The organism is Pseudomonas sp. BN102, from assembly GCF_029871245.1.
Lineage (GTDB): Bacteria > Pseudomonadota > Gammaproteobacteria > Pseudomonadales > Pseudomonadaceae > Metapseudomonas.
This window is the reverse complement of record NZ_SSON01000017.1, coordinates 51714-75321: the sequence shown is the minus strand read 5'-3', so window position 1 is coordinate 75321 and position 23608 is coordinate 51714. Positions and strand designations below refer to the sequence as shown.

Below are 23608 nucleotides of genomic sequence, written 5' to 3'. Positions count from 1 at the left end.
TGCGGGCGCGGTCAGCCGCCCGTCATGCTCATGAAGCGTACGACCTGCACTTGCTGGTCCGATTCGAAGAAATGCCGCTCCGGCTTGAGCCTGAGCGCGTCGATCAAGACCGCGCGCAATCTCGCACCATCGCCGGGATGGCGGCGGATCAATGCCTTGAGATCCAGCGCGCCCTCGTGACCGAGGCAAAGCACCAGCTTGCCTTCGGCCGTGACGCGCACGCGGTTGCAGTCGCCGCAGAAGTTGCGGCTGTGGGGTGAGATGAAACCGACCTGGGTATCGCTGCCGATCACCTGCCAGTAGCGCGACGGGCCGCCGGTTCGGTGGCTGCTGGGCAGCAGCTGGAAGCGTTGTTCGATCCGTTCACGCACCTCCTCCGAGGTGCACAGGGTGACCTTGCGCTCATGGCTGGAGATGCTGCCGAGCGGCATCTCCTCGATGAAGCTGATATCCAGGCCACGCTCCACCGCGAAGGCCACCAGGTCCTGGACCTCGTCGTCGTTGCGTCCCTTCTGCACCACGGTGTTCAGCTTGATCCGGCGGAAGCCCGCCGCCCGCGCCGCGTCGATGCCGGCCAGAACCTGGTCGAGGCGGTCGCGACGGGTGAAGGCGGCAAAGCGCTCGCGCTGCAGGGAATCGAGGCTGATGTTCAGGCGCGTGACGCCGGCCCGGCGCAGTTCGCCGGCCATATGCCCGAGCTGGGAACCGTTGCTGGTAATGGCGAGGTCCTGCAGTTCATCACGCGCTCCCAGGCGCGCCAGCAGGGAGGTGAGCCCCTTGCGCACCAGCGGCTCTCCGCCGGTGATACGAATGCGGGTGACCCCGAGCCCGATGAAGGCATCGGCCACCGCATAGAGTTCTTCCAGACTGAGAATCTGCGCCCGGGGAGCGAAGACCATGTCCTCGCTCATGCAATAGGTGCAACGGAAGTCGCAACGGTCGGTGACCGAAAGACGCAGATAGGAAATTCGACGCCCGAAAGGGTCGAGCAAGTGGTTGTCTTGCATGGTGAAGCCTGCCGCAGCACGCACCGGTCAGGACACCGGCGACATGGACGGATGCCGAATGGAAACAGAAACGCCTTGTTTTGTATACAGGAAATTCATCCAGTGGCTCGCTTGAGAGCGCCGCGAACCCGGTGCTAACATGCCCGACCTCTCGCCAGCCGGCCTTCCTGGCGCCCTGGCGAGCCAAACAAGGAGCCGATGTGAGCAGCATTCGCGAGCGCAACAGAGACCTGATCCTGCGCGCGGCCAGCGAGGAATTCGCCGACAAAGGGTTCGCCGCCACCAAGACGAGCGACATCGCGGCCAAGGCTGGCCTGCCCAAGCCCAACGTCTACTACTACTTCAAGTCGAAAGAGAATCTCTACCGCGAGGTGCTGGAGAGCATAGTCGAGCCGCTGTTGCAGGCCTCCGCGCCCTTCAACCAGGCCGGCCACCCCTTCGAAGTGCTCACCGCCTACATCCGCTCGAAGATCCGCATCTCCCGCGAGTTGCCCTACGCCTCCAAGGTGTTCGCCAGCGAGATCATGCACGGCGCGCCACACCTTTCCCCCGAGCAGACCGCGCAGCTGAACGAACAGGCCAAGCACAACATCGAGTGCATCCAGCGCTGGATAGACCAGGGCCTGATGGCCAAGGTCGACCCCCATCACCTGCTGTTCAGCATCTGGGCCGCGACCCAGACCTACGCCGACTTCGACTGGCAGATCTCCACCGTCACCGGCAAGGCCAGCCTCAGCGACGCCGACTACGATGCCGCCGCGGAAACCATCATCCGCCTGGTGATCAAGGGCTGCGAGGTCGAAGAAAAGGTTCCGGCGAAGAGCGCCTGAGTCAGCAATCGGTCCTACAAAAGATTCGCCCCCACAGAGATGCACTCTCTGTGGGGGCGAATTCATTCGCTAAGGGCCGCGCAGCAGCCCCACTGATCGTCAGGCCGCGCCGGCATCCGCCTTCAGGCCTGCCGCTTCCACGGCGCTCACCGCGCACTGTTCGTCAATATCCGAAGTATCGCCGCTGATCCCGACGGCGCCGATCACCTGTCCCTGGGCATCGCGAATCAGCACGCCACCCGGCGCCGGCACCAGATTTCCGTCGGCCAGGTTGTTCACCGCGCCGATGAAGGCCGGGCGCTGTTGCGCGTCGGCGGCGATCAGGCGCGAGCCCTTGCCCAGGGCTACGGCGCCCCAGGCCTTGCCGATGGCGATCTGCGGCCGAAGCATGCTGGCGCCGTCCTGGCGCTGCAGGGTGATCAGGTGGCCGCCGGCATCCAGCACGGCGATGGTCAGCGGCGCCGTGCGCATTTCCCGACCAGTGGCCAGGGCGTGGTTGGAAATGCTCACAGCGGTTTCCAGGGTCAGAGTGGTCATTTTCAAGCGTTCCTCGTGAGTGGTTGAACCTTGTGCGGCGTCGTTTGGGCCAGGGTCGGCACACTCCTGCGGCCATGCGGGCGTTTTCCAGCCCGTCCTTCGACGCGTCTGAAAGCTGTAGCTCACTATCCCACCGAACACAAAAAAATCAACAGATAGATACAATCACATTATTTTTTGTATACATTAGATCCGTCGGCATCCTGACCATCTGTGCAGAGGCCCGTGAAACGGGCGTTTTAAAAGAGTCGCTGCCCTGCGACCTTTAGCCTCACAAATGGCCTTGACCCTTCAGTCAGCTGCTGAATAGAATCCAGCCACGTAGCTTGTATACAATTTTCACAAGAAAGAGGCACAAAACATGGCCAAAATGAGAGCAATCGAGGCCGCCGTCCTGGTGATGCGCCGCGAAGGCATCGACACCGCGTTCGGCATCCCCGGCGCCGCCATCAACCCGCTGTACGCGGCCCTGAACAAGATCGGCGGCATTGACCATGTACTGGCCCGTCACGTCGAAGGCGCCTCGCACATGGCCGAGGGCTACACCCGCACCAACCCGGGCAACATCGGTGTCTGCATCGGCACCTCCGGCCCTGCCGGCACCGACATGGTCACCGGTCTGTACTCGGCTTCCGCCGACTCCATCCCGATCCTCTGCATCACCGGCCAGGCCCCGCGTGCACGCCTGCACAAGGAAGACTTCCAGGCCGTCGATATCACCAGCATCGTCAAGCCGGTGACCAAGTGGGCGACCACTGTCCTGGAGCCGGGCCAAGTGCCCTACGCCTTCCAGAAGGCCTTCTATGAAATGCGCAGCGGCCGTCCAGGCCCGGTGCTGATCGACCTGCCGTTCGACGTGCAGATGGCCGAGATCGAATTCGACATCGACGCCTACCAGCCGCTGCCGGTACAGAAGCCGTCCGCCAGCCGCATCCAGGCCGAAAAGGCCCTGGCCATGCTGAACGACGCCGACCGTCCGCTGCTGGTCGCCGGTGGCGGCATCATCAATGCCGACGCCTCGGCCAAGCTGGTGGAGTTCGCCGAACTGACCGGCGTACCGGTCATCCCGACCCTGATGGGCTGGGGCACCATTCCCGATGACCACCCGCTGATGGCCGGCATGTGCGGTCTGCAGACTTCGCACCGCTACGGCAACGCCACGATGCTGGAATCCGACCTGGTATTCGGCATCGGCAACCGCTGGGCCAACCGCCACACCGGCTCGGTGGACGTCTACACCCAAGGCCGCCGCTTCATCCACGTGGACATCGAACCGACCCAGATCGGCCGCGTGTTCACCCCGGATCTGGGCATCGTGTCCGACGCCGGTTCCGCCCTGGACGCCTTCCTCGAAGTCGCCCGCGAGTGGAAGGCCGCCGGCAAGCTGAAGGACCGCAGCGCCTGGGTTGAATCCTGCCGCGAGCGCAAGCGCACCCTGCAGCGCAAGACCCACTTCGACAACGTGCCGGTCAAGCCGCAGCGCGTGTACGAAGAGATGAACGAGTTCTTCGGCAAGGACACCTGCTACGTCAGCACCATCGGCCTGTCGCAAATCGCCGGCGCGCAGTTCCTGCACGTCTACAAGCCGCGCCACTGGATCAACTGCGGCCAGGCGGGCCCGCTGGGCTGGACCGTTCCGGCAGCACTCGGCGTGGTCAAGGCCGACCCGACCCGTCCGGTCGTGGCGCTGTCCGGCGACTATGACTTCCAGTTCATGATCGAAGAGCTGGCCGTGGGCGCGCAGTTCAACCTGCCCTACATCCATGTGCTGGTGAACAACTCCTACCTGGGCCTGATCCGCCAGGCGCAGCGCGGCTTCGAGATCGACTTCTGCGTGCAGCTGTCCTTCGAGAACGTCAACGCACCGGAACTCAACGGCTACGGCGTCGACCACGTCGCAGTGGTCGAGGGCCTGGGTTGCAAGGCGATCCGCGTATTCGACGCCAACGAGCTGCAGGGTGCCTTCGCCAAGGCCAAGCAGCTGATGGAAGAGTTCCGCGTACCGGTCGTGGTCGAGGTCATCCTGGAGCGTGTCACCAACATCTCCATGGGCACCGAGATCAACGCCATCAACGAGTTCGAGGAACTGGCCAGGACCGGCGCCGACGCCCCGACCGCCATCTCGCTGCTGGACTGACTGACTCCCCTCTCCTGTTCGTGGCAGGAGAGGGGCTTCACCTCCCCTCTTCCGCTTGCGGGAGAGGGGAACAAGAAGGAGACATTCATGCCCCGTTTTGCTGCCAACCTCTCCATGCTGTTCACCGAAGTGGACTTCCTGGACCGTTTCGCCGCTGCCGCCGAAGCCGGCTTCAGCGGTGTCGAATACCTCTTCCCCTACGATTTTCCGGTAGAGGAAATCCGTGCCCGCCTGGACGCCAACAAGCTGGAGCAGGTGCTGTTCAACCTGCCGGCCGGTGACTGGGGCAAGGGCGAGCGTGGCATCGCCTGCCACCCTGACCGCGTGGAAGAGTTCCGCGCCGGCGTGGACAAGGCCATCGCCTACGCCAAGGTACTGGGCAATACCCAGATCAACTGCCTGGCCGGCATCCGTCCGCAAGGTCATGACTGCGCGACCATCGAGCAGACCTTCGTCGAGAACCTCAAGTTCGCCGCCGAGAAGCTCGAGGCCGCCGGCATCAAGCTGGTGATGGAAGCCATCAACACCCGCGACATCCCCGGCTTCTACCTGAACAACACCAAGCAGGCCCTGGCCATCCGCGAAAAGGTCGGCAGCGCCAACCTGTTCCTGCAGTACGACATCTACCACATGCAGATCATGGAAGGAGACCTGGCGCGCACCGTCGAGTTCAACCTCGCCGCGATCAACCATGTGCAGCTCGCCGACAACCCGGGCCGCAACGAGCCGGGCACCGGCGAGATCAACTACCGCTTCCTCTTCCAGCACCTGGACCGCATCGGCTACCAGGGCTGGATCGGCTGTGAATACAAGCCGGCTACCACCACCGTCGCTGGCCTTGGCTGGCTGAAGTCGCACAACGCAATCTGAGGACAAATCCCATGGCAAAAATCGGATTCATCGGCACCGGCATCATGGGCAAGCCCATGGCTCAGAACCTGCAGAAGGCCGGCCACACCCTGTTCTTCTCCGAGCATTTCGACAAGGCCCCGGCTGATCTGCTGGGCGACAACGGCGTTGGCCTGGCCAACCCGAAAGAGGTTGCCCAGGAAGCCGAGTTCATCATCATCATGGTTCCGGACACCCCCCAGGTCGAAGACGTGCTGTTCCGCAAGGACGGCGTTGTCGAAGGCGCTGGCGCCGGCAAAGTCGTGATCGACATGAGCTCCATCTCCCCGTCCGCCACCAAGACCTTCGCCGAGAAGATCAAGGCGACCGGCGCCGCCTACCTGGACGCCCCGGTATCCGGTGGTGAGGTGGGCGCCAAGGCCGCGACCCTGAGCATCATGGTCGGTGGCTGCCCGAACGCCTTCGAACGCGCCCTGCCGCTGTTCCAATCCATGGGCAAGAACATCACCCGCGTGGGTGCCAACGGTGACGGCCAGACCGCCAAGGTGGCCAACCAGATCATCGTTGCCCTGAACATCCAGGCCGTCGCCGAAGCCTTGCTGTTCGCCGCCAAGAACGGCGCCGACCCGGCCAAGGTCCGCGAGGCCCTGATGGGTGGCTTTGCCGGCTCCAAGATCCTGGAAGTCCACGGCGAGCGTATGATCAAGGGCACCTTCGATCCGGGCTTCCGCATCAGCCTGCACCAGAAGGACCTGAACCTGGCGCTGTCCGGCGCCCGCGAGCTGGGCCTGAACCTGCCGAACACCGCCAACGCCCAGCAAGTGTTCAGCACCTGCGCAGCCATCGGCGGCAGCAACTGGGACCACTCCGCACTGATCAAAGGCCTGGAGCACATGGCCAACTTCTCGATTCGCGAGGAGTGATGCGTTACCCACTGCAAGGTTGAGCCAGGAAATCCTGTAGGTTGGCGCTGAGCGAAGCGAAGCCCAACATTGAGCCGGCAGCTCCGATCGTTGGGCCTCGCAGGCTCGGCACCAACCTACCAAAGCCCGACCTTGCCGGTGGGCCCCCTTCGACCCTCCTGGCCCGCGGTGACACGGCGCCAACGACCAGGAGGGTCGATTCCAGTCCCGAACCGCTGCACGCGGCGGTTCCGGACTGTAATCGGCCTGATCGCCAGGCAAGCCTGGCCAGCCCATAACAAGAATCCAGTGCCACGGAGCCTGTCATGTCCATCGACCCGCAAAGCCTGCTGCGAGACCTCTTCGCCACCGCCATCGCCGCCGCCCACCCGCGCCAGGTCCTGGCCGATCACCTGCCCTCCGATCGCTCCGGCCGCGTCATCGTCATCGGCGCCGGCAAGGCCGCCGCAGCCATGGCAGAAGTGATAGAGCGCGAATGGCAGGGCGAGATTTCCGGCCTGCTGGTGACCCGCTACGGCCATGGCGCCGACTGCAAGAAGATCGAAGTGATGGAAGCCGCGCACCCGGTGCCCGACGCCGCCGGCCTGGAAACCGCCCAGCGTGTGCTGAAGCTGGTCAGCGGTCTCAGCGAATCGGACCGGGTCATCTTCCTGCTCTCCGGCGGCGGATCTTCCCTGCTCGCCCTGCCCGCCGAGGGCCTGACCCTCACGGACAAGCAGGCGATCAACAAGGCCCTGCTGAAATCCGGCGCCTCCATTTCCGAGATGAACTGCGTGCGCAAGCACCTCTCGGCGATCAAGGGCGGCCGCCTGGCCAAGGCCTGCTGGCCGGCCACCGTCTACACCTACGCGATCTCCGACGTGCCCGGCGATGAAGCCACGGTGATCGCCTCCGGCCCCACCGTGGCCGACCCGACCACCTCGGCCGAAGCCCTGGCCATCCTCGCCCGTTACGAGATCGAAGTGCCGACCCATGTGCGCGCCTGGCTGCAGGACCCGCGCTCGGAAACCGTCAAGCCGGGTGACCCTTGCCTCACCCGCAGCCACTTCCAGCTGATCGCCACGCCCCAGCAGTCCCTCGACGCCGCCGCCGAGAAGGTGCGCGCCGCCGGCCTGACCCCGCTGATCCTGGGCGACCTGGAAGGCGAATCCCGCGAAGTGGCGAAAGTCCATGCCGGCATCGCCCGCCAGGTGGTGCTGCATGGCCAGCCGATCAAGCCGCCCTGCGTGATCCTCTCCGGCGGCGAGACCACCGTGACCGTGCGCGGCAACGGCCGTGGCGGGCGCAACGCCGAGTTCCTGCTGAGCCTGACCAATACCTTGAAAGGCCTGCCCGGTGTCTATGCACTGGCCGGCGACACCGACGGCATCGACGGCTCGGAAGACAATGCCGGCGCCATCATGACCCCGTGTAGTTTCAGCCGTGCCGCCAAGCAGGGCCTGTCCGCCAGCGACGAACTGGACAACAACAACGGATACGGGTATTTCGCCGCCCTCGGCGACCTGATCGTCACCGAGCCGACCCGCACCAACGTGAACGACTTCCGCGCCATCCTGATTCTCGAGAGCCCTGAAAATGACGCCTGACAAGAAAGTAAAAATCCTCGCCACCCTCGGTCCGGCGATCAAAGGCATCGACGACATCCGCCAACTGGTGGAGGCCGGCGTCAACCTGTTCCGTCTGAACTTCAGCCACGGCGAGCACGCCGACCACGCCCAGCGTTACCAGTGGGTGCGCGAGGTGGAGCGCCAGCTGAACTACCCCATCGGCATCCTCATGGACCTGCAGGGGCCGAAGCTGCGCGTCGGCCGTTTCGCCGACGGCAAGGTCAACCTCGAACGCGGCCAGGCCTTCCGTCTGGACCTGGACAACACCCCGGGCGACGCGCGCCGGGTCAACCTGCCCCACCCCGAGATCATCGAGGCCCTGGAGCCGGGTATGAACCTGCTGCTGGATGACGGCCGCCTGCGCCTGCAGGTGATCGCCAAGCAGGCCGACGGCGTCGATACCCAGGTGGTGGCCGGCGGCGAGCTGTCCGACCGCAAGGGCGTCAACGTGCCGGAAGCCGTGCTGCAACTCAGCCCGCTGACCGCCAAGGACCGCCGCGACCTGGACTTCGGCCTGGAGCTGGGCGTGGACTGGGTGGCGCTGTCCTTCGTGCAGCGCCCGGAAGACATAGTCGAAGCCCGCGAACTGATCCAGGGCCGCGCCTTCCTGATGGCCAAGATCGAGAAGCCCTCCGCCGTCGTGCACCTGGAAGAGATCGCCCGCCTCTGCGACGCCATCATGGTCGCCCGTGGCGACCTGGGCGTGGAAGTGCCGGCGGAGAACGTGCCGCGCATCCAGAAGGACATTATCCGCACCTGCCGCCAGCTCGGCCGGCCGGTGGTGGTGGCGACCCAGATGCTCGAATCCATGCGCTTCTCGCCGGCGCCGACCCGCGCCGAGGTGACCGACGTCGCCAATGCCGTGGCCGAAGGCACCGATGCGGTGATGCTCTCCGCCGAGACCGCTTCCGGCGACTACCCGCTGGAAACCGTGCAGATGATGAGCAAGATCATCCGCCAGGTGGAGAACGGCCCGGACTTCCAGAGCCAACTCGACGTCAGCCGCCCGCAGGCCGAGGCCACCGCCTCGGACGCCATCAGCTGCGCCATCCGCCGCATCAGCGGCATCCTGCCGGTGGCTGCCCTGGTGAACTACACCGAGTCCGGCAGCTCCAGCCTGCGCGCCTCCCGCGAGCGGCCGAAGGCGCCGATCCTCAGCCTGACGCCGAACCTCCACACCGCGCGTCGCCTGACTGTGGCCTGGGGCATCTATTCGGTCGTCAATGAACGCCTGCACAAGGTCGAGGAAGTCACCAGCACCGCGCTGGAGATTGCCCAGGCCCAAGGCATGGCCAAGCGTGGCGATACCGTGGTGATCACCGCCGGCGTGCCTTTCGGCCAGCCGGGCACTACCAACAGCCTGCGGATCGAAACCCTGAATTGATATGAAACACCCGGAGCGACGGGGTCCATAGAGAACCCGCGCTCCCCGCACTGACCTCGATGTCGGGCGGACAAGAAATCCCATCTGGCCACCGCCAGTTAATCGGCGCCCTCTCACCAGGGCGCCTCTTTATTTCAAGCTGCCATGCAACGACTGCCTCTACGACCCGAAGTCCGTAGCTGGGCCTCCGCCCAACTGAACGGCTTCAGCCAGATCTTCCTCCAGCGCCACCCCGGATGCGGCGCGCTGATCCTGCTCGCCATCGCCATCGGCGCCCCGGACCTGCTGGGCGGCGCCCTGCTCGGCGGTGCGGTCGGCTGGCTCACGGCGGTGCGCCGGCGCTACGCCCGCGAGGACATAGAGGCCGGCCTCTACGGCTACAACGGCGTGCTCCTGGGCCTCCTGCTCAGCGTCCGCTTTGAGCTCTCGCTCTATCTGGCGCTGCTGATCATCTGTGCCAGCGGCTTGTCCAGCCTGCTGCTCAATCCATTGCTGAAAGCCGTGCGCCAGCGCAACTGGCTGCCGGCCTATACGTCGCCCTTCGTTGCTCTCGGCTGGCTGCTGCTGGCCCTCGGCGGCCCGCTGGAGCTGCTGCCCTCCTCCGCCCCGGCTGCGTTGCCCCTGCAGCCCGGCTGGATAGACACGCCACTGGCGGTCGTACGCGGCATCGGCCAAGTGATCTTCCTCGACCAGCCCCTGGCCGGCGCCTGCGTGATCGCCGCCCTCTTCCTCGCCGGCTGGCGGGTGGCGCTCTGGGCGCTACTGGGGTCGACCACCGCCCTGGCCCTGGCGTCGCTCGTGGGCATGCCGATGCAGGCGGTGCTGGGTGGGCTGTTCAGCCTCAATGGCGCGCTGATAGCCCTGGTCCTGGGCAAGGACTTCCGCCGCCCCTGGTGCGTGCTGGCCGGAATCCTGCTGGGCGTGCTGCTGCAGCCCGGCTTTGCCCTGATCGGCTTGCCGGCCATGACCGCGCCGTTCATCCTCGCCTGCTGGCTGGTGCTGGCGGCCAAGCGCCTGATGGGCATGGCGCAGCCGGCGCAACGGCGGTTGCTGTAGAGGCGAATTCATTCGCCAAGCAGGTCGAAGGACTGCCCATCGGCAGTCCCAGCCTTAGGCCGGATGAGATCCGGGAATCCCGCGTCGCCCTTCCCTGAAAATTCCGTACCCCGAATGAAAAAGCCCGGACCAAGTCCGGGCTTTTTCATTCGGGCTGACGCCGTTCAGGCAATCTTTGCCAACAGGTCGCGGGCTTCCTGTTTCTGCTGGTCGTCGCCTTCGCTAATCACCTCGTTGAGGATGCCGCAGGCCGCCTCGATATTGCCCTGTTCGATATAGGCGAGCGCCAGGTTGAGCTTGATGAGGTTCTCCTTGCGGGCATCCAGCTTGTCCAGTTCTTCCAGGCTGACCAGGGGATCGACGAATTCCGCGGTGAATTCGTCCAGAGTTTCGGCCTGGGACAGTTCGGGCAGTTCGCCGAAGGGCGTCAGGGTGTCGGCGTCCAGGGTCAGCTCGAAGACCTCCGGCAGTTCCTGGAGGTTAGCGGGAAAGCCGATATCCTCTTCCACGGTGGGGAAGGCCTGGACCACGGCAGACTTGCGCTTGGGCTCAGCAGTCTTGAAGGGACTGACCTGTTCCCAGTCGGCATCCATCGGGTAGCCATCGAAGTCGGACTGCCGGCCATCGATGGGCTCATTGCTTTCCTCGATCGGCGAGAGTTCATCCAGCACGAAGACGGGCTCGGCCGGGGTACTGGCCGGGCCGACTTCGGCATAGCGTGCACGGATCGCCGCGATGCGCTCTTCGTCGGCTTGCAAGTCACGCAGCGCGGCTTCTTCGTGGGCAAAGGCCGCCGAGTCGCGCAGTTCACCCAGGACCTCCAGCAGGCGATAGCGCAGCTCCAGACGCTTCGGCTCCTGGGCGATGGCCGGGCGCAGTGCGCCCAGGGCTTCACGCCAGCGACCGTAGGCGATGTAGATGTTGGCGCCTTCCAGGGCGTCGTGGCTGGCCTGGGCGGCAGGAGCCGGCACGAGCTGCAGCGCAACCGACGGCCTGACGGCGGCCGGCACCAGTTCCGGCTTGGCCGGGGTGACGGGCTGAAGGTGTGTCTGACGATGCTGGAAGGCGACCTTGGCCTTGCCGGTGGTCTGCGCCTCTGCCAGTTCCTGCTGCTGGCTCTCCTGACGGGAACGGCGCAGCAGGACCCAATCCAGGATGAACAGCAGCACCAGGCCGGTCACCATGATGGCCCACCAGAAGGGGCTGATGCCGGAATTGCCTTGCTGGGCGGCGATCGGCTCCTGCTCCTCGACGGTCAGGACGGCCGGAATCAGCACGGGTTCGGGAGCGGGCTGGGCCTGCGGGATTGCGCGGACCGGGACGGCGACCGGCTCGGCGGTGAGGTTCTGGACCTGGGCCTGCAACTCGGTCATCTCGCGATCGCTGCCGCTCAATTGCTGCTGCATGGACTCCAGGCGCGCCTGCAGTTCGGCGATGTCTTGTCGCAGCTGTGCGCGCTCGACTTCGCCCAGGGCCAGGCTGGAGTCTACCCGCTGCTGGGCCTGGGTCAGCTCGTCCAGGCTCGGACCAGCGGCGACCGGGGCCGGCGCCTCGATTGGAGCAGCCGCTGGTGCGACTGGAGCGGCAGGGACTTCGGCAACGGCAATTTCATCCGGCAACAGCAGCGACTGGCCCACATGCAGGCGATCGATGTCGCCACCGGGGAAGGTCTGGGCATTCAGGGCCTGGATGCCATCCAGCACTTGTTGCTGGGTCATGCCGCTGCCGGCGCTGAGGCGCTTGGCGATCAGCCAGAGGCTGTCGCCCGGCGCAACCTGGTAACGCTTGCCTTGCGTGGCTGCGGGCGCGGGTTTGGGTTGTACCGGAGCCTGGCTCGTGGTTGCGACGGGAACGGCGCGAGCCGGGTTGACCGGCGCGGCGCTGGCGGTATAGGCGGCGGATCCCGGTGGGTCCAGCAACAGGGTGTACTCGCGCAGCAGCTTGCCGTTGGGGCGGGCCACTTCGACGATGAAATTCAGGTAAGGCTCGAGGACCGGCTTATTGGATACCACGCGGATATGGCTGCCGGAGCCACGGATAACCGGGCTGAAGCGCAGGTCGTTGAGGAAGATGAAACGATCGACGCCGGCACGCTCGAAGGCGTCGGTCGAGGCCAGGCTGACCTTGACTTCGCTGTTGTCGAGGTCGCCGACCTCGAGCAGTTCGATCTGGGCATCCAGTGGCTGGTTGAGGGCGGAGTGCAGGGAGATTTCGCCTAGCCCCAAGGCTGGCACCAGGCCTGAATAGAATGCAGAGCCTGACGCAAGCGTCAGAAGGAGCTTGTGAACCCTCGCCATACGTCCTCCCCGGCCATCCGTACCCACGAGTTGCACCCCCGATGTCCCGCCCGGGCATCCTCGAGGTGACGCGAAATACGTTGACCTTAAAACAGCAATAATAGCGGGATGCCGCTCCTTATTCATCCCACTGCAGACCTGTAATGGCGGGCTCCCTGCTCCCTCTCCCACCGTAATGGCAGCTGGCCACAAACATGTGCTGTAGCTTACTCCACTATAGGAAAGATTTCGCCAGGGTCTTGACAAATTTTTCATCGTGCGTTTTGCACGTTCAAACCCTTGCAGGACGCACGCCCCAGGCTGGTATCACGGCCACCAGGAAGAGTAGCGCAACCAGCCAGAAACTCAGTTCGAAGGCCAGTGCCTCGCCCAGCGCATCGCCCCCGGCGGCGACGTGGCGCCACTCGAGGAAGAACGTCAGCAGGTTGATCCCGAAGGCGCCACCGAGCTGGCGGACGAAGGTGATGGCGCCTGCTCCCAGGGCCAGTTCCTCCGGGCTGAGGATATCCAGCGAACCGGTGCTCAGCGCCGGCAGGAGCAACCCGAGGCCCAGGCGGCCGACGCAGGCCCAGCCACAAAGCACCAGGAAGGACCCACCCGCCCCTACCAACCCCAGCGCCGCAGAAGACAGGGCGAACACCAGCAGCCCGACTACCAGCATGGAGGCCGCCGACAAGCGGTCGCTGGCCCAGCCGCCAATAAAGGAGGACAGCCCCAGCACAACACCGGTCGGCAACAGCAGCAGCCCGGCCTCGCCGGCGCTGTAGCCTTCCACCGTCTGCAGAAAGAGCGGGATCAGGTAGGTGGAACCGTAGAGGCCCATGCCCAGCACCAGCGCAACCCAACTGGCCCGGCGGAACGCCGCATGGCGCCAGAGTTGCAACGGCAGCAGGGGTCTGGCGCAGACGCGGCTACGACGCAGGAAGGCAGCGGCGCAACCCAGGCCGAACAGTCCCGGAATCCAGGCGCTGGGAGCCAGCCAGCCGAAGCGCTGGGCCTCGGCCAGGGCGCCGAGCAGGGCGAACAGTGCAATGCTGAGCAAGGCGAAGGCCGGAAGGTCCACTCCGGGCGTGCGGCGGTCGCGGTCGCTGGGCATCAGCCACTGGGCGCCGATCAGGGCGAGCAGGCAGAGCGGCAGGGGCAGCCAGAACACCGCGCCCCAGCCAAAGTGGTCGATCAGGTAGCCGCCGATGGTCGGCCCCAGGGTCGGCGCGACCATGACGCCCAGGCCGTAGGCACCCAGGGCCATGCCCCTCCCGCCGTCGGAATAGACGCGGAAGATCAGCACCATGGCCAGGGGCTGGATGATGCCGGCGCAGGCTCCCATGAGGATGCGCAGGGCGATCAGTTGCCAGGCCGCGGTGGACACCAGGGCCAGGAGCGAAGCCAGGCCGAACAGGCCGAGGCCGAACTGCACGGTGCGCCTTGCGCCCAGCCGAGCCTGGCACCAGGCGGCGAGCAGGAGGCCGGCAGTCATGGAGGCGAGGAAACCGGTCGACAGCCATTGCGCCAGCGGCCGGCCGATATCGAAGTCGGCCATGATCGCCGGCAAGGCGACGTTGATGCTGGTGGAGGCGAGGATCATCGCCATACTGCCGAGCATCAGGAGGCCCAGCAGCCATTGCGGATAGCGGCTGCCGAAGCGCCCGTGCAGCGCCTCCAGATCCTGCCCCATCAGAGGTGTTCCAGATTCGCCAGTATCCGCGCGTGAACCTGCTGGCAGCGGCGCAGTTCTTCTTCGTCGATACCGGCGAAGAGCTCCTGACGAAGCTGGCTGGAAATGTTCTCGATCTTCTCGATCAACGGACGGGCCGGCGGACAGAGGGCGATCTTCTTGGCGCGACGGTCTTCGGCGACGGCCATGCGCTGGATCAGGCCCTGGGCTTCCAGGCTGTCGAGCAGGCGCGCCAGGGTCGGCCCTTCGACGCCGACGCTCTTGGCCAGCTCGCGCTGGGTCGGCAATTCCTGGAAGCGGGAAAGGTGCAGCAGCACCAGCCAGCGAGCTTGGGAAAGGCCCATGCCGAGCAGGCGGCGGTCGAGTTCGGCGCGCCACGCCCGAGACATCTGGGCGAGTTGCATGGCGAAACGGTGTTGATCGGGGTAGGACATCGAAATTGACTCGGACTTCTTATACTAATTATTAGCCAGCTAATCATAGCCTTAAGCCGCGAGCAAGCCCCCTGCCCTACCACTTCACGTACTGGTCCTCGACGAAGCCCCACATCCGATCGATCCGTACCGGCGGGCGCCCCGGCGGCCGCAGCGTGCCGCTGAATCGGCCGAACACCTGCTTGAAATTGCTTGCAATGAATCCGAGGTTCAAGCGTTCCTGATGCAGCCCCTCGCCCTCGAAGGTCAGCGCCACCTGGCCGTCATGGGAGTCGATGCTCCAGGTCTTCAATGGTTGTTTGCGGTCGAAGGCGAAGCGCACGCTGTCAACCTTCAGCAGCTCACCGTCGAGCCAGAAGCAGTTCTCGGTGAAACTGGTCTCGTTCACGCCGCAGGACAGGTTCATGCCCAGCCGCAACCCGTCTACCAGGCCGGACAGGCAGGCCCAGTTCCAGTTGGTTTCCGGGCGCATATAGCCGGCGGACCAATCGTGATGGGCAAAGGCGCCGATGCGCCCGAGGTCGAAATCCCCCAGCGCGCTCTTCACCTCGCCCCGGCAGGCCACGCCGGCGACTTTCTGCGCATAGACCCAGCCATTGGTGGCCGTCGGCGTGCAGATGTACATGGGCTGGAAGGCCGGCTCCTGCTCACTGAAGCTCGCGTCGATACGGGTGCCGTCGTCCAGCTCCACCAAGAGCCGCTTCTCCCGCACCTCGGCGCGGTTTTCCAGGCGCAGCAGGTTGCGCCCCTGGCGCAGCTGGCAGACGCCTGCGTCCGGGCTCTGCGAAAACTCGGTGCCCAGGCCCAGCGGCAGCTTGAACTGGCGCTCGATCATGCGCCCGCTGGCGGGATGGAAGAGATAGACGAAGCCGATACCCACCAGGCTCAGGTTGGCCAGGGCGCAGCCGCCGATCAGCTCGTCGCTGATCAGGCCGAAATACTGGAACTGGTGGAAGCGCCGCCACTTGGCCAGCGCCCCGAGACGGCGCCCCATGGGCGAGCGGAAGTCGAAGTCACGGTAGTTGATGAGGCCCGGCGCAGCGGGAAAGATGCCGTAATGCGGCTGGCCGTCGGCCTGGATCAGCTTGTCCATGCGGATCGCTCATGGCGGTAGGAGCGGCGATGCTAGCACCCGCCGAATCAGCGGACAGTCACGGGCGGCGCCATCCGGACCGACGAATTGGGTCCGCCACGAAAACTGGTCGAGCGACGGTCAGGCTAGGCAAAAATTGGTGAGGATGCGGAGTTAACGACTGTTAATGAGCAGTCCGAACCAATTTTTAACGACGCATGGCCGAGCGCAGACAGTTTTCGTCGGGACCTATGCCACCACCCGATTGCGGCCGGAGGCCTTGCCCTCGTATAGCGCACGGTCCGCGTGCTCATAGAGCTCGTAGAGCTTGCCCAGGGCCATGCCCGGCACCGGCTGCACGCAGGCCACGCCTATGGACATGGTCAGCACCGGCGCGGTGGGTGACGCTTCGTGGCGGATTGCCCGGTGCTCCAATGCGGCTCGCAGCTTCTCGGCGCAGTTGCGCGCCTCCTGTTCGTTGATGCCATAGAGCAGTACCGCGAACTCCTCACCGCCCAGGCGCACTGCCATGTCCAGCGGCCGGCGCGCCATTTCCTCCAGCACCCGCGCGACCTGCTGCAGCACCTGGTCGCCGGCCTGGTGGCCGTAGCGGTCGTTATAGGCCTTGAAGTGGTCCACGTCGCAGAGCAACAGCGCCAGGCCGTGCTCTTCGCGTTGGGCCTGGCGCCACAGGCGCTCCAGCTGGCGGTTGAAGCTGCGGCGGTTGTAGAGGCCGGTGAGGCTGTCGTGGTCGGCCAGCACGCGCATCAGGCGGCTGATGAGGAAATGTTCGCGGGACTTGAACTCCAGCAGATAGCAGCCGACGGCGCCGGCCAGGTTGCCGAACAGCAGGAACAGGAGGTTGTTGATCAACCGCGGCAGCGGCAGTCCGGCCCAGATCTCCAGCCCCACATAGGCCAGCAGTATCACCAGTGAGACAGCCAGCGCCTCCACCAGGCGCAGACCCACCAGGAAGTAGGCCGCCATGCACACCAGCAACAACCCTTCATAAGGAAAGGCAGGGTCGCTGCGGTGGGCGATGGCCACCACCGCTCCGGCGCCTATGCCCAGGGCGCCGATGCACACCAGGCTGAGTGGCGCGAGCAGGTGCCGGTGGCTGCGCTGAACCATCAGCACGCCGCAGGCCAGCAGCAGCCCGAGCACGCCGAGCCGCACGGCCAGCATCCACCAGCGCGTCTCGCTGCTGATCAAGTAGAAGTCGAGCACGGCGAAGGCCAGCCAGATCAACAGGCCGACGCTGAGGGCGATGCGCTTGAGGTCGAAGTTCTCTTCGAGGAAATAATCGCGGTATTCGCGCTCCAGGGAACGCGCGAAGCGCAGGTGACGAAACCCCAGGGCCAGCTGGTCGGCATAGGGATTGGGGCGGACGTCATTCAGCCAGGCTGGATTGTTGTAGGACACATCTACCTCTTCTGTCGGAGGCCTCTGGCGCACATTAGCTGGTTGGGAGATGCGTCACAAGTTCGTCGTTTCGCCCCGTCACGATTCCGACGCAACACCTGTCCCCTACTCGCGCGGTCCCTCCATTCGGTAGGGTGGGTATCGCTTTTCATATCCACCAGCGCAGCCGGTGAGGCTCCAACGGTGGATCGGTGAAGCGTGATTCACCCTACCCTTCGGTCAGGCTTCGAATTCCGCCACCAGGGCCGCACGTACGCAGTGCAGCACGCCATCGGGCACGCGACCGGCGAAGAGCTCGGCCACTTGCGCCACCGGCGGCAGTTCGCCCTCGCCGTCGAGGAAGGCGTCCTGAATCTCGCCAAGCAGTTCTTCAGGCAGGTCCAGTGCCTGCTCCAGGCTCAGCTGCTGGTTGCCGATGGTCTCGGCGAGCAGGCTGTAGACGTTCTTTTCGCTACAGTCGAGCTGGCGGGCGATCTGCGCCGGGGTCATGCCGGCGCGTGCCAGGCTGACCAGTTCATGGCGCAAGTCGGTGACGGCACGGGGCGCTTCGCCAGCGCCGGCGCCGGCGCCGTTCAGCACCTCGAGGAAGGCCTCGCCGTAGCGCTCCAGCTTGCGCGCGCCGACGCCGCTGACCTGGGCCATCTCGGAGAGGCTGCGCGGTTTGCTGCGCAGCATTTCCAGCAGGGTCGCGTCGGGGAAGATGACGTAGGGTGGCACGCTGTGCTCCTCCGCCAGCTTGCGGCGCAGGGTACGCAGGGCTTCCCATTGCTCGCGCTCTTCGCTCCGCACCAACTGGCTGGCGGCGCTGGCGGCGGGCTTGGGGGCCTTGGCCGAGAGGTCGCGGCGCAGCTCCAGACGCACTTCGCCGCGCAGCAGCGGACGGCAGGATTCGGTCAGGCGCAGGCCGCCGTAGCCTTCCAGGTCGATATCAGCCAGGCCGCGCGCCACCAGTTGGCGGAACAGGGTGCGCCATTCGGCCTCGGACATGCCCTTGCCCACGCCGAACACCGAGAGGTGCTGATGACCGGAGGCGCGCACCTTCTCGTTGTCGCGGCCGAGCAGCAGGTCCACCAGATGGCCGACGCCGTAGCGCTGGCCGCTGCGATAGATGGCCGAGAGCGCCTGGCGCGCCGGCTCGGTGGCGTCCCATGTCTGCACGCCGTCGGTGCAGATGTCGCAATGGCCGCAGGGGTTGGGCAGTTCCTCGTCGAAGTAGGCCAGCAGCGTCTGGCGACGGCAGCGGGTCTCCTCGCAGAGGGCGAGCATGGCGTCCAGCTTGTGCTGTTCGACGCGCTTGTGACGGTCGTCGCCCTCGGAGTTGCTGAGCATCTGCTTGAGCAGCAGCACGTCCTGCAGGCCGTAGGCCATCCAGGCGTCCGCCGGCAGGCCGTCGCGTCCCGCGCGGCCGGTTTCCTGGTAGTAGGCCTCGAGGGACTTGGGCAGGTCGAGGTGGGCGACGAAGCGCACGTTGGGCTTGTCGATGCCCATGCCGAAGGCGATGGTGGCGACCATGATCAGTCCTTCCTCATTGAGGAATCGCTTCTGGTGGTAGGCCCGCAGGTCGTTGGCCAGTCCCGCGTGATAGGGCAGCGCCGGGAAGCCCTGCTCGGAGAGGAAGGCCGCCACCTCCTCCACTTTCTTGCGCGACAGGCAGTAGACGATGCCGGCATCGCCACGGCGCTCGGCGAGGAAGCCCAGCAGCTGCTTGCGCGGCTGATCCTTGGCGACGATGCGATAGAAGATGTTCGGCCGGTCGAAGCTGGAGAGGAAGCGCTCGGCGTTCTGCAGGTGCAGGCGCTGGACCATCTCCTCGCGGGTACGCATGTCCGCAGTGGCGGTCAGGGCCATGCGCGGCACATTGGGGAAGAGTTCGGCCAGTTGGCCCAACTGCAGGTACTCGGGGCGGAAGTCATGGCCCCATTGAGACACGCAGTGGGCCTCGTCGATGGCGAACAGGCCAATCTCGAGGCGCTGCAGGAAGGCCAGCATGCGCGGTTGCACCAGGCGCTCGGGGGCGAGGTAGAGCAGCTTGATCTCGCCACGGCGGATGCGCTCTGCGATATCCCGCTGGGCCTCGGCCGACAGGGTGGAGTTCAGCGCCACCGCCGGTACGCCCAGCTCGTCCAGGGTGGCGACCTGGTCCTCCATCAGCGCGATCAGCGGTGAAACCACTACCGTCAGGCCGTTGCGAAGCAGCGCCGGGACCTGGTAACAGAGGGACTTGCCGCCACCGGTCGGCATCAGCACCAGGGTATCGCCCCCGGACGCCACGCGTTCGATGATCGCGGCCTGGTTGCCGCGGAAAGCGTCGTAGCCGAATACGTCTTTGAGGATGCGCTGTGCCTGGTCGAGCATGGGGGTCTCCGGAACAAGCCGCGCATTATACGTCAGCCGCAGCGGCAAAATGCCCACGCCCATCGGTCCTGCCTTTTGCCGCGGGCCTCGCACTCGACTAGAATTCAGCGTCGTTTATTCCTCAAGGTAGTCCCACGATGTCCTTCGCTGAGCAACTGTCCCGCCTGCAAGCCTTTCTCGACGCCGACGATCTGCACGAGGAAGCTCTGGACTATGTGGCCGCACACGGCTACCTGACCGCCCTGTCGATCTGCCCGGACCAGGTGTCCGAGCGGGAATGGATCGACGCCCTGTTCGCCGAACCGCCGCACTATCGCAGCGACGCCGAGCGCGAAGAGATCGAAGCCACCCTGGTGTTGCTCAAGGCCCACATCGCCCGCCAACTGGCCAGCGACGAGGACCCGGAGATGCCTTGCGACCTGGATCTGGGTGATGATCCGGACGATTCCGACCTGCGCGGCTGGTGCATCGGCTTCATGGAAGGCGTTTTCCTTCGCGAAGTCGCCTGGTTCGAGGACGCTGAGGAAGAAGTCAGCGAACTGCTGCTGCCGATCATGGTGGGTTCCGGCCTGTTCGACGAGCAACCCGAGTTCGCCGACATCGCCAAGGACCGCAACCTGGTGGACGAGATGATCGAGCAGATCCCCGAACTGCTGACCGCCCTCTTCCTCCTCTGCAACGCCCCGGAAGAAAAGCCCGCCCTACTCAAGCCCCGCCAGCACTAAGACCGGCGCGCGGATGGCGCACAGCGATATCCAGCAGCAGCGCCACCCGGCGCTGCGCATGGCGCTGCTGGTCATCGGCTGGCTCAGCGTCGTTCTGGGCGTGATCGGCATCTTCGTGCCGGTGTTGCCCACTACCCCCTTCCTGCTCCTCGCTGCGGCCTGCTTCGTGCGCAGCTCACGGCGTTTCTACCTCTGGCTGGTGGAGCATCCCAGGCTCGGTCCCTGGATCCGCGACTACCTGGAAGGCCAGGGCATCCCGCTCAAAAGCAAGGTCTACGCCCTGGTCCTGATGTGGGCGAGTATCAGCTTGTCCTGCGTCCTCGTACCCCTGCCCTGGGCGCGTGGGCTCATGCTCACCAGCGCAGTGCTGGTGAGCATCTACATCCTGCGCCAGAAGACCCTGCGCAACCGCTGAAACGTGCATTCCGCCCGGCAAATCCGAAATTGCATGCCTAGACTCTCCGCATCCCGGGCGGAGAGGTGGCTGATGCGGCAGCGGTGGTTGGCAAAGGGACTGCGGCAACCCTCGTGGCTGGCATGGCAAGGCACCTGCCTGCTCGCCGGCCTGCTGCTCTGCCTGGCCAGCGTGCTGGCCAGCTGGGACTTCGACCTGATCCTGCATAACGCCGAGAAACGCTACGGGGACCTGGGCCCGGCCAAGGCGCGCATCCTCGCCTGGAGCGAGCTGATCCAGGCCAGCATCGAGCTGCCGGAAGCCGAGAAGCTCAGTGCGGTGAACCGCTTCTTCAACCGCCAGCTGCGTTTCACCGACGATAGCCGCACTTGGCGCGAAAACGACTACTGGGCCACCCCGATCGAAGCCCTGGTGAAAGGCGCCGGCGACTGCGAGGACTACTCCATCGCCAAGTACTTCACCCTGCGCCGCCTCGGCATCCCCGCCGAAAAGCTGCGCATCACCTACGTCAAGGCCCTGCGGCAGAACCAGGCGCACATGGTGCTCACCTACTACAAGAGCTCCACCGCCGATCCCCTGGTGCTGGACAACCTGATCGGTGAAATCCGCCCGGCGTCCCAGCGTACCGACCTGCTGCCGGTCTACGCATTCAACGCCGAAGGGCTCTACACCGGCGCCAAGCGCGCCGGAGACACGAAGAAGCTGTCGCGCTGGCAGGACTTGCTGAAAAAAATGCGAACCGAAGGCTTCGCCATTGGAGAGGGTTAGCCCATGTCGTTACTCAAGCAACTTTTCCTGGCCATCTGCCTGCTGCTCGCGCTGGCCTTCGCCGGCAGCTTCCTCGCCGGGGTGGAAAGCTCCCGCGAGCAGCTGCTCAGCCAGTTGCGCTCCCACGCCCAGGACGCCGCCACCGCCCTCGGCCTGTCCATGACACCCCATGTGGACGACCCGGCGATGATCGAGCTGATGGTCAGCTCCATCTTCGACAGCGGTTATTTCGCCAGCATCCGCGTCGTGCGCATTCCCGATGGCGGCGTGATCGCCGAACGCCGTACGACGACCACCAGCGAGCAGGTGCCGAGCTGGTTCGCCCACTTGGTCAACCTGCGACCCCAGGGCGGCGATGCCTTGATCATGCGTGGCTGGCAGCAGGCCGCGCGGGTGGAGGTACTCAGCCACCCGCAGTTCGCCCTGGCCAAGCTCTGGGACAGCGCCCTCGGCAGCCTGGCCTGGCTGCTGCTCTGCGGCCTGCTCAGCGCCCTGGTCGGCGCCTGGCTACTGCGTACCCAGTTGCGCCCCCTGGACACCATGGTGCAACAGGCCGAGGCCATCAGCCGCCGCGAGTTCCTGGCGCTGCCCAGGGTGCCGCGCACACCGGAACTGCGCCGCGTGGTGCTGGCGATGAACCAGATGGTGGACAAGCTGCGCAACCTCTTCGCCGAGGAAGCCGCGCGCAGCGAACGCCTGCGGGAAGAGGCCTACCAGGACAGCCTCACGGGCCTGGCCAACCGACGCCAGTTCGACATCCGCCTCGCCAACCAGCTGGTACCCAACGACCAGAACGCCGCCGGCTACCTGGTGTTGCTGCGGGTCAACGACCTGGCCGGGCTCAACCAGCGCCTCGGCGGCCAGCGCACCGATGCCCTGATCCGTGACATCGGCGAGTTGCTCGGCGACCTGCAGCAACGCCGCGGCAGCGTGGACTGGCTGGCCTCGCGCAGCCGCGGCGGAGAATTCGCCCTGCTCGCACCGGGCCTCACCGGCGATGACGCCGAACACCTGGCCCACGAGTTCGCCCACCTGCTGGAAAACCTGCACAGCACCGGCGCCAGCGACCGCAGCCCGGTGGCCTTCCTCGGTATCGCCGCCTACCGGCCGGGGGAAGATATCCAGAAGGTGATGGGCCGCGCCGACCAGGCCCTGGCCCAGGCCACGCAACGCCCTGACCAGCCCTGGGCGCGCCTGGACGACTACGACGCCGCGCCGGGCCAGAGCCTGCACGAATGGCGCAGCTGGATCGACGATGCGCTGAACAAGGGCAAGCTGCGCCTCTACTTCCAGCCGGTGAACCTGTGCTCGGACACCTCCCGCAGCCTGCACCACAAGGTGTTGGCACGCCTGCTCGATCCCCAGGGCGAAGCCGTGGCCGCCGGCCGCTTCCTGCCCTGGATCGAGCGCCTGGACTGGGCCGCGCGCTTCGACCTGGCGATGCTCGAACATTGCCTGGCGCATCTGGAACGCCACCCCGCGCCCATCGCCCTCAGCCTCTCCGCTGCCAGCCTGCGCGACGCGGTCAACCGCGAGCGCCTGCTGGCGCAGTTGAAGGCCCACCCGCAACAGGCAGCGCTGCTCACCCTGGAGCTGGACGAACGCCACCTGCCCCCTTCCGGCGAATTGGCCGAGGTCTGCCAGGCCATCCGCGAAACCGGTTACAGCCTGGGCCTGCAGCACTTCGGCGGACGCTTCAGCCTGATCGGCAACCTCGCCCACCTGGGCCTGGCCTACCTGAAGATCGACGGCACCTATATCCGCGCCATCGACCAGGAAAGCGACAAGCGCCTGTTCATCGAGGCCCTGTTCCGTGCCACCAACAGCATCGACCTACCGCTGATCGCCGAGATGGTGGAGTCCCAGGGCGAGCTGGACGTGCTGCGTGAGCTGGGGATACAGGGCGCCATGGGCCGCCTGATCGGTGCACCGGCGCCTTGGCATGAGTGACATGAGTCGCCGGCTGGCAGGATGAACTCGGACTCTCTGTAGGATCGAGGGGGACGCCAAGTTCTTGCTCGCGAACAGCTCGTAGATGGGTTTCGCTTCGCTCGCGGAACGCCGCCCGACCCATCCAAAGTGGCGTCGGCTTCAAGCTTCCAGTCAGTAGCCGGA

General features: G+C 65.6%; 19 protein-coding genes. 11 read left to right on the top strand and 8 right to left on the bottom strand.

Annotated features, from left to right (window positions below):
* Window positions 1-11: 11 nt before the first annotated feature.
* Window positions 12-1007, bottom strand: coding sequence for a GTP 3',8-cyclase MoaA (gene moaA / locus E8F12_RS01575; protein WP_280323537.1), 996 nt, complete (start codon window positions 1005-1007; stop codon window positions 12-14).
* 200 nt (window positions 1008-1207) lie between these two features.
* Here moaA and E8F12_RS01570 point away from each other — a divergent pair, with 200 nt between their 5' ends.
* Window positions 1208-1837, top strand: coding sequence for a TetR/AcrR family transcriptional regulator (locus E8F12_RS01570; RefSeq protein WP_280323536.1), 630 nt, complete (start codon window positions 1208-1210; stop codon window positions 1835-1837).
* Between the two features lie 99 nt (window positions 1838-1936).
* On the opposite strand, the gene E8F12_RS01565 is transcribed toward E8F12_RS01570, so the two are convergent.
* On the bottom strand, window positions 1937-2374 hold the full coding sequence (locus tag E8F12_RS01565; RefSeq protein WP_280288084.1) for a heme-binding protein: 438 nt from the start codon (window positions 2372-2374) through the stop codon (window positions 1937-1939).
* A 361-nt stretch (window positions 2375-2735) separates the two neighbouring features.
* Between E8F12_RS01565 and gcl the strand changes: the two genes are divergently transcribed.
* From gcl to E8F12_RS01535, 6 genes are all read left to right on the top strand, one after another.
* Window positions 2736-4511 (top strand): glyoxylate carboligase, encoded by a 1776-nt coding sequence (gene gcl, locus E8F12_RS01560; RefSeq protein ID WP_280323535.1) that lies wholly within the window; start codon window positions 2736-2738, stop codon window positions 4509-4511.
* An 87-nt stretch (window positions 4512-4598) separates the two neighbouring features.
* A complete protein-coding gene (hyi, locus tag E8F12_RS01555; protein ID WP_280323534.1) occupies window positions 4599-5381 on the top strand; it encodes a hydroxypyruvate isomerase in 783 nt (260 codons plus the stop codon).
* Between the two features lie 11 nt (window positions 5382-5392).
* A complete protein-coding gene (locus tag E8F12_RS01550) occupies window positions 5393-6283 on the top strand; it encodes a 2-hydroxy-3-oxopropionate reductase (protein ID WP_280323533.1) in 891 nt (296 codons plus the stop codon).
* Between the two features lie 305 nt (window positions 6284-6588).
* Window positions 6589-7869 carry a glycerate kinase gene (locus E8F12_RS01545; RefSeq protein ID WP_280323532.1) on the top strand — a complete coding sequence of 427 codons (1281 nt, stop codon included), beginning with the start codon at window positions 6589-6591 and terminating at the stop codon, window positions 7867-7869.
* Entirely contained in the window at window positions 7859-9274 is a 1416-nt protein-coding gene (gene pyk / locus E8F12_RS01540; RefSeq protein ID WP_280323531.1) for a pyruvate kinase, read from the top strand. Before E8F12_RS01545 ends, pyk begins: the two co-directional genes overlap by 11 nt.
* 144 nt (window positions 9275-9418) lie before the next feature.
* Window positions 9419-10330, top strand: a complete 912-nt coding sequence (locus E8F12_RS01535) for an urea transporter (protein WP_280323530.1) — start codon at window positions 9419-9421, stop codon at window positions 10328-10330.
* A 164-nt stretch (window positions 10331-10494) separates the two neighbouring features.
* On the opposite strand, the gene E8F12_RS01530 is transcribed toward E8F12_RS01535, so the two are convergent.
* The 6 genes from E8F12_RS01530 to recQ all read right to left on the bottom strand — a co-directional run bounded on the left by E8F12_RS01530 (window position 10495) and on the right by recQ (window position 19585).
* Window positions 10495-12564 (bottom strand): FimV/HubP family polar landmark protein, encoded by a 2070-nt coding sequence (locus E8F12_RS01530; RefSeq protein ID WP_348532398.1) that lies wholly within the window; start codon window positions 12562-12564, stop codon window positions 10495-10497.
* 334 nt (window positions 12565-12898) lie between these two features.
* A complete protein-coding gene (locus tag E8F12_RS01525) occupies window positions 12899-14302 on the bottom strand; it encodes a DHA2 family efflux MFS transporter permease subunit (protein ID WP_280323526.1) in 1404 nt (467 codons plus the stop codon).
* Window positions 14302-14736, bottom strand: a complete 435-nt coding sequence (locus E8F12_RS01520; protein WP_280288075.1) for a MarR family transcriptional regulator — start codon at window positions 14734-14736, stop codon at window positions 14302-14304. Before E8F12_RS01520 ends, E8F12_RS01525 begins: the two co-directional genes overlap by 1 nt.
* A gap of 76 nt (window positions 14737-14812) precedes the next feature.
* Window positions 14813-15829 carry a DUF2804 domain-containing protein gene (locus tag E8F12_RS01515; protein WP_280323525.1) on the bottom strand — a complete coding sequence of 339 codons (1017 nt, stop codon included), beginning with the start codon at window positions 15827-15829 and terminating at the stop codon, window positions 14813-14815.
* Between the two features lie 228 nt (window positions 15830-16057).
* Entirely contained in the window at window positions 16058-17230 is a 1173-nt protein-coding gene (locus E8F12_RS01510; protein WP_280323524.1) for a GGDEF domain-containing protein, read from the bottom strand.
* 219 nt (window positions 17231-17449) lie between these two features.
* A complete protein-coding gene (gene recQ, locus E8F12_RS01505; protein WP_280323523.1) occupies window positions 17450-19585 on the bottom strand; it encodes a DNA helicase RecQ in 2136 nt (711 codons plus the stop codon).
* Window positions 19586-19722: 137 nt separating this feature from the next.
* On the opposite strand from recQ, the gene E8F12_RS01500 reads away from it, so the two are divergent.
* The 4 genes from E8F12_RS01500 (at window position 19723) to lapD (ending at window position 23443) form a co-directional block, all read left to right on the top strand.
* Window positions 19723-20310 (top strand): YecA family protein, encoded by a 588-nt coding sequence (locus tag E8F12_RS01500; protein ID WP_280323522.1) that lies wholly within the window; start codon window positions 19723-19725, stop codon window positions 20308-20310.
* A 13-nt stretch (window positions 20311-20323) separates the two neighbouring features.
* Complete coding sequence (locus E8F12_RS01495; RefSeq protein WP_280323521.1) at window positions 20324-20725, top strand: YbaN family protein; 402 nt, start codon at window positions 20324-20326, stop codon at window positions 20723-20725.
* Window positions 20726-20797: 72 nt separating this feature from the next.
* Window positions 20798-21493 carry a cysteine protease LapG gene (lapG, locus tag E8F12_RS01490; protein WP_280323520.1) on the top strand — a complete coding sequence of 232 codons (696 nt, stop codon included), beginning with the start codon at window positions 20798-20800 and terminating at the stop codon, window positions 21491-21493.
* Window positions 21494-21496: 3 nt separating this feature from the next.
* A complete protein-coding gene (lapD, locus tag E8F12_RS01485; RefSeq protein ID WP_280323518.1) occupies window positions 21497-23443 on the top strand; it encodes a cyclic di-GMP receptor LapD in 1947 nt (648 codons plus the stop codon).
* The last annotated feature ends 165 nt before the right edge of the window (window positions 23444-23608 follow it).

What these genes read in the sequence shown, in the direction of transcription:
- moaA (WP_280323537.1), bottom strand. Translation starts at nt 1,007, where the DNA reads ATGCAAGACAACCACTTGCTCGACCCTTTCGGGCGTCGAATTTCCTAT.
- E8F12_RS01565 (WP_280288084.1), bottom strand. Translation starts at nt 2,374, where the DNA reads ATGACCACTCTGACCCTGGAAACCGCTGTGAGCATTTCCAACCACGCC.
- gcl (WP_280323535.1), top strand. Translation starts at nt 2,736, where the DNA reads ATGGCCAAAATGAGAGCAATCGAGGCCGCCGTCCTGGTGATGCGCCGC.
- hyi (WP_280323534.1), top strand. Translation starts at nt 4,599, where the DNA reads ATGCCCCGTTTTGCTGCCAACCTCTCCATGCTGTTCACCGAAGTGGAC.
- E8F12_RS01550 (WP_280323533.1), top strand. Translation starts at nt 5,393, where the DNA reads ATGGCAAAAATCGGATTCATCGGCACCGGCATCATGGGCAAGCCCATG.
- E8F12_RS01545 (WP_280323532.1), top strand. Translation starts at nt 6,589, where the DNA reads ATGTCCATCGACCCGCAAAGCCTGCTGCGAGACCTCTTCGCCACCGCC.
- pyk (WP_280323531.1), top strand. Translation starts at nt 7,859, where the DNA reads ATGACGCCTGACAAGAAAGTAAAAATCCTCGCCACCCTCGGTCCGGCG.
- E8F12_RS01535 (WP_280323530.1), top strand. Translation starts at nt 9,419, where the DNA reads ATGCAACGACTGCCTCTACGACCCGAAGTCCGTAGCTGGGCCTCCGCC.
- E8F12_RS01525 (WP_280323526.1), bottom strand. Translation starts at nt 14,302, where the DNA reads ATGGGGCAGGATCTGGAGGCGCTGCACGGGCGCTTCGGCAGCCGCTAT.
- E8F12_RS01520 (WP_280288075.1), bottom strand. Translation starts at nt 14,736, where the DNA reads ATGTCCTACCCCGATCAACACCGTTTCGCCATGCAACTCGCCCAGATG.
- E8F12_RS01515 (WP_280323525.1), bottom strand. Translation starts at nt 15,829, where the DNA reads ATGGACAAGCTGATCCAGGCCGACGGCCAGCCGCATTACGGCATCTTT.
- recQ (WP_280323523.1), bottom strand. Translation starts at nt 19,585, where the DNA reads ATGCTCGACCAGGCACAGCGCATCCTCAAAGACGTATTCGGCTACGAC.
- E8F12_RS01500 (WP_280323522.1), top strand. Translation starts at nt 19,723, where the DNA reads ATGTCCTTCGCTGAGCAACTGTCCCGCCTGCAAGCCTTTCTCGACGCC.
- E8F12_RS01495 (WP_280323521.1), top strand. Translation starts at nt 20,324, where the DNA reads ATGGCGCACAGCGATATCCAGCAGCAGCGCCACCCGGCGCTGCGCATG.
- lapG (WP_280323520.1), top strand. Translation starts at nt 20,798, where the DNA reads ATGCGGCAGCGGTGGTTGGCAAAGGGACTGCGGCAACCCTCGTGGCTG.
- lapD (WP_280323518.1), top strand. Translation starts at nt 21,497, where the DNA reads ATGTCGTTACTCAAGCAACTTTTCCTGGCCATCTGCCTGCTGCTCGCG.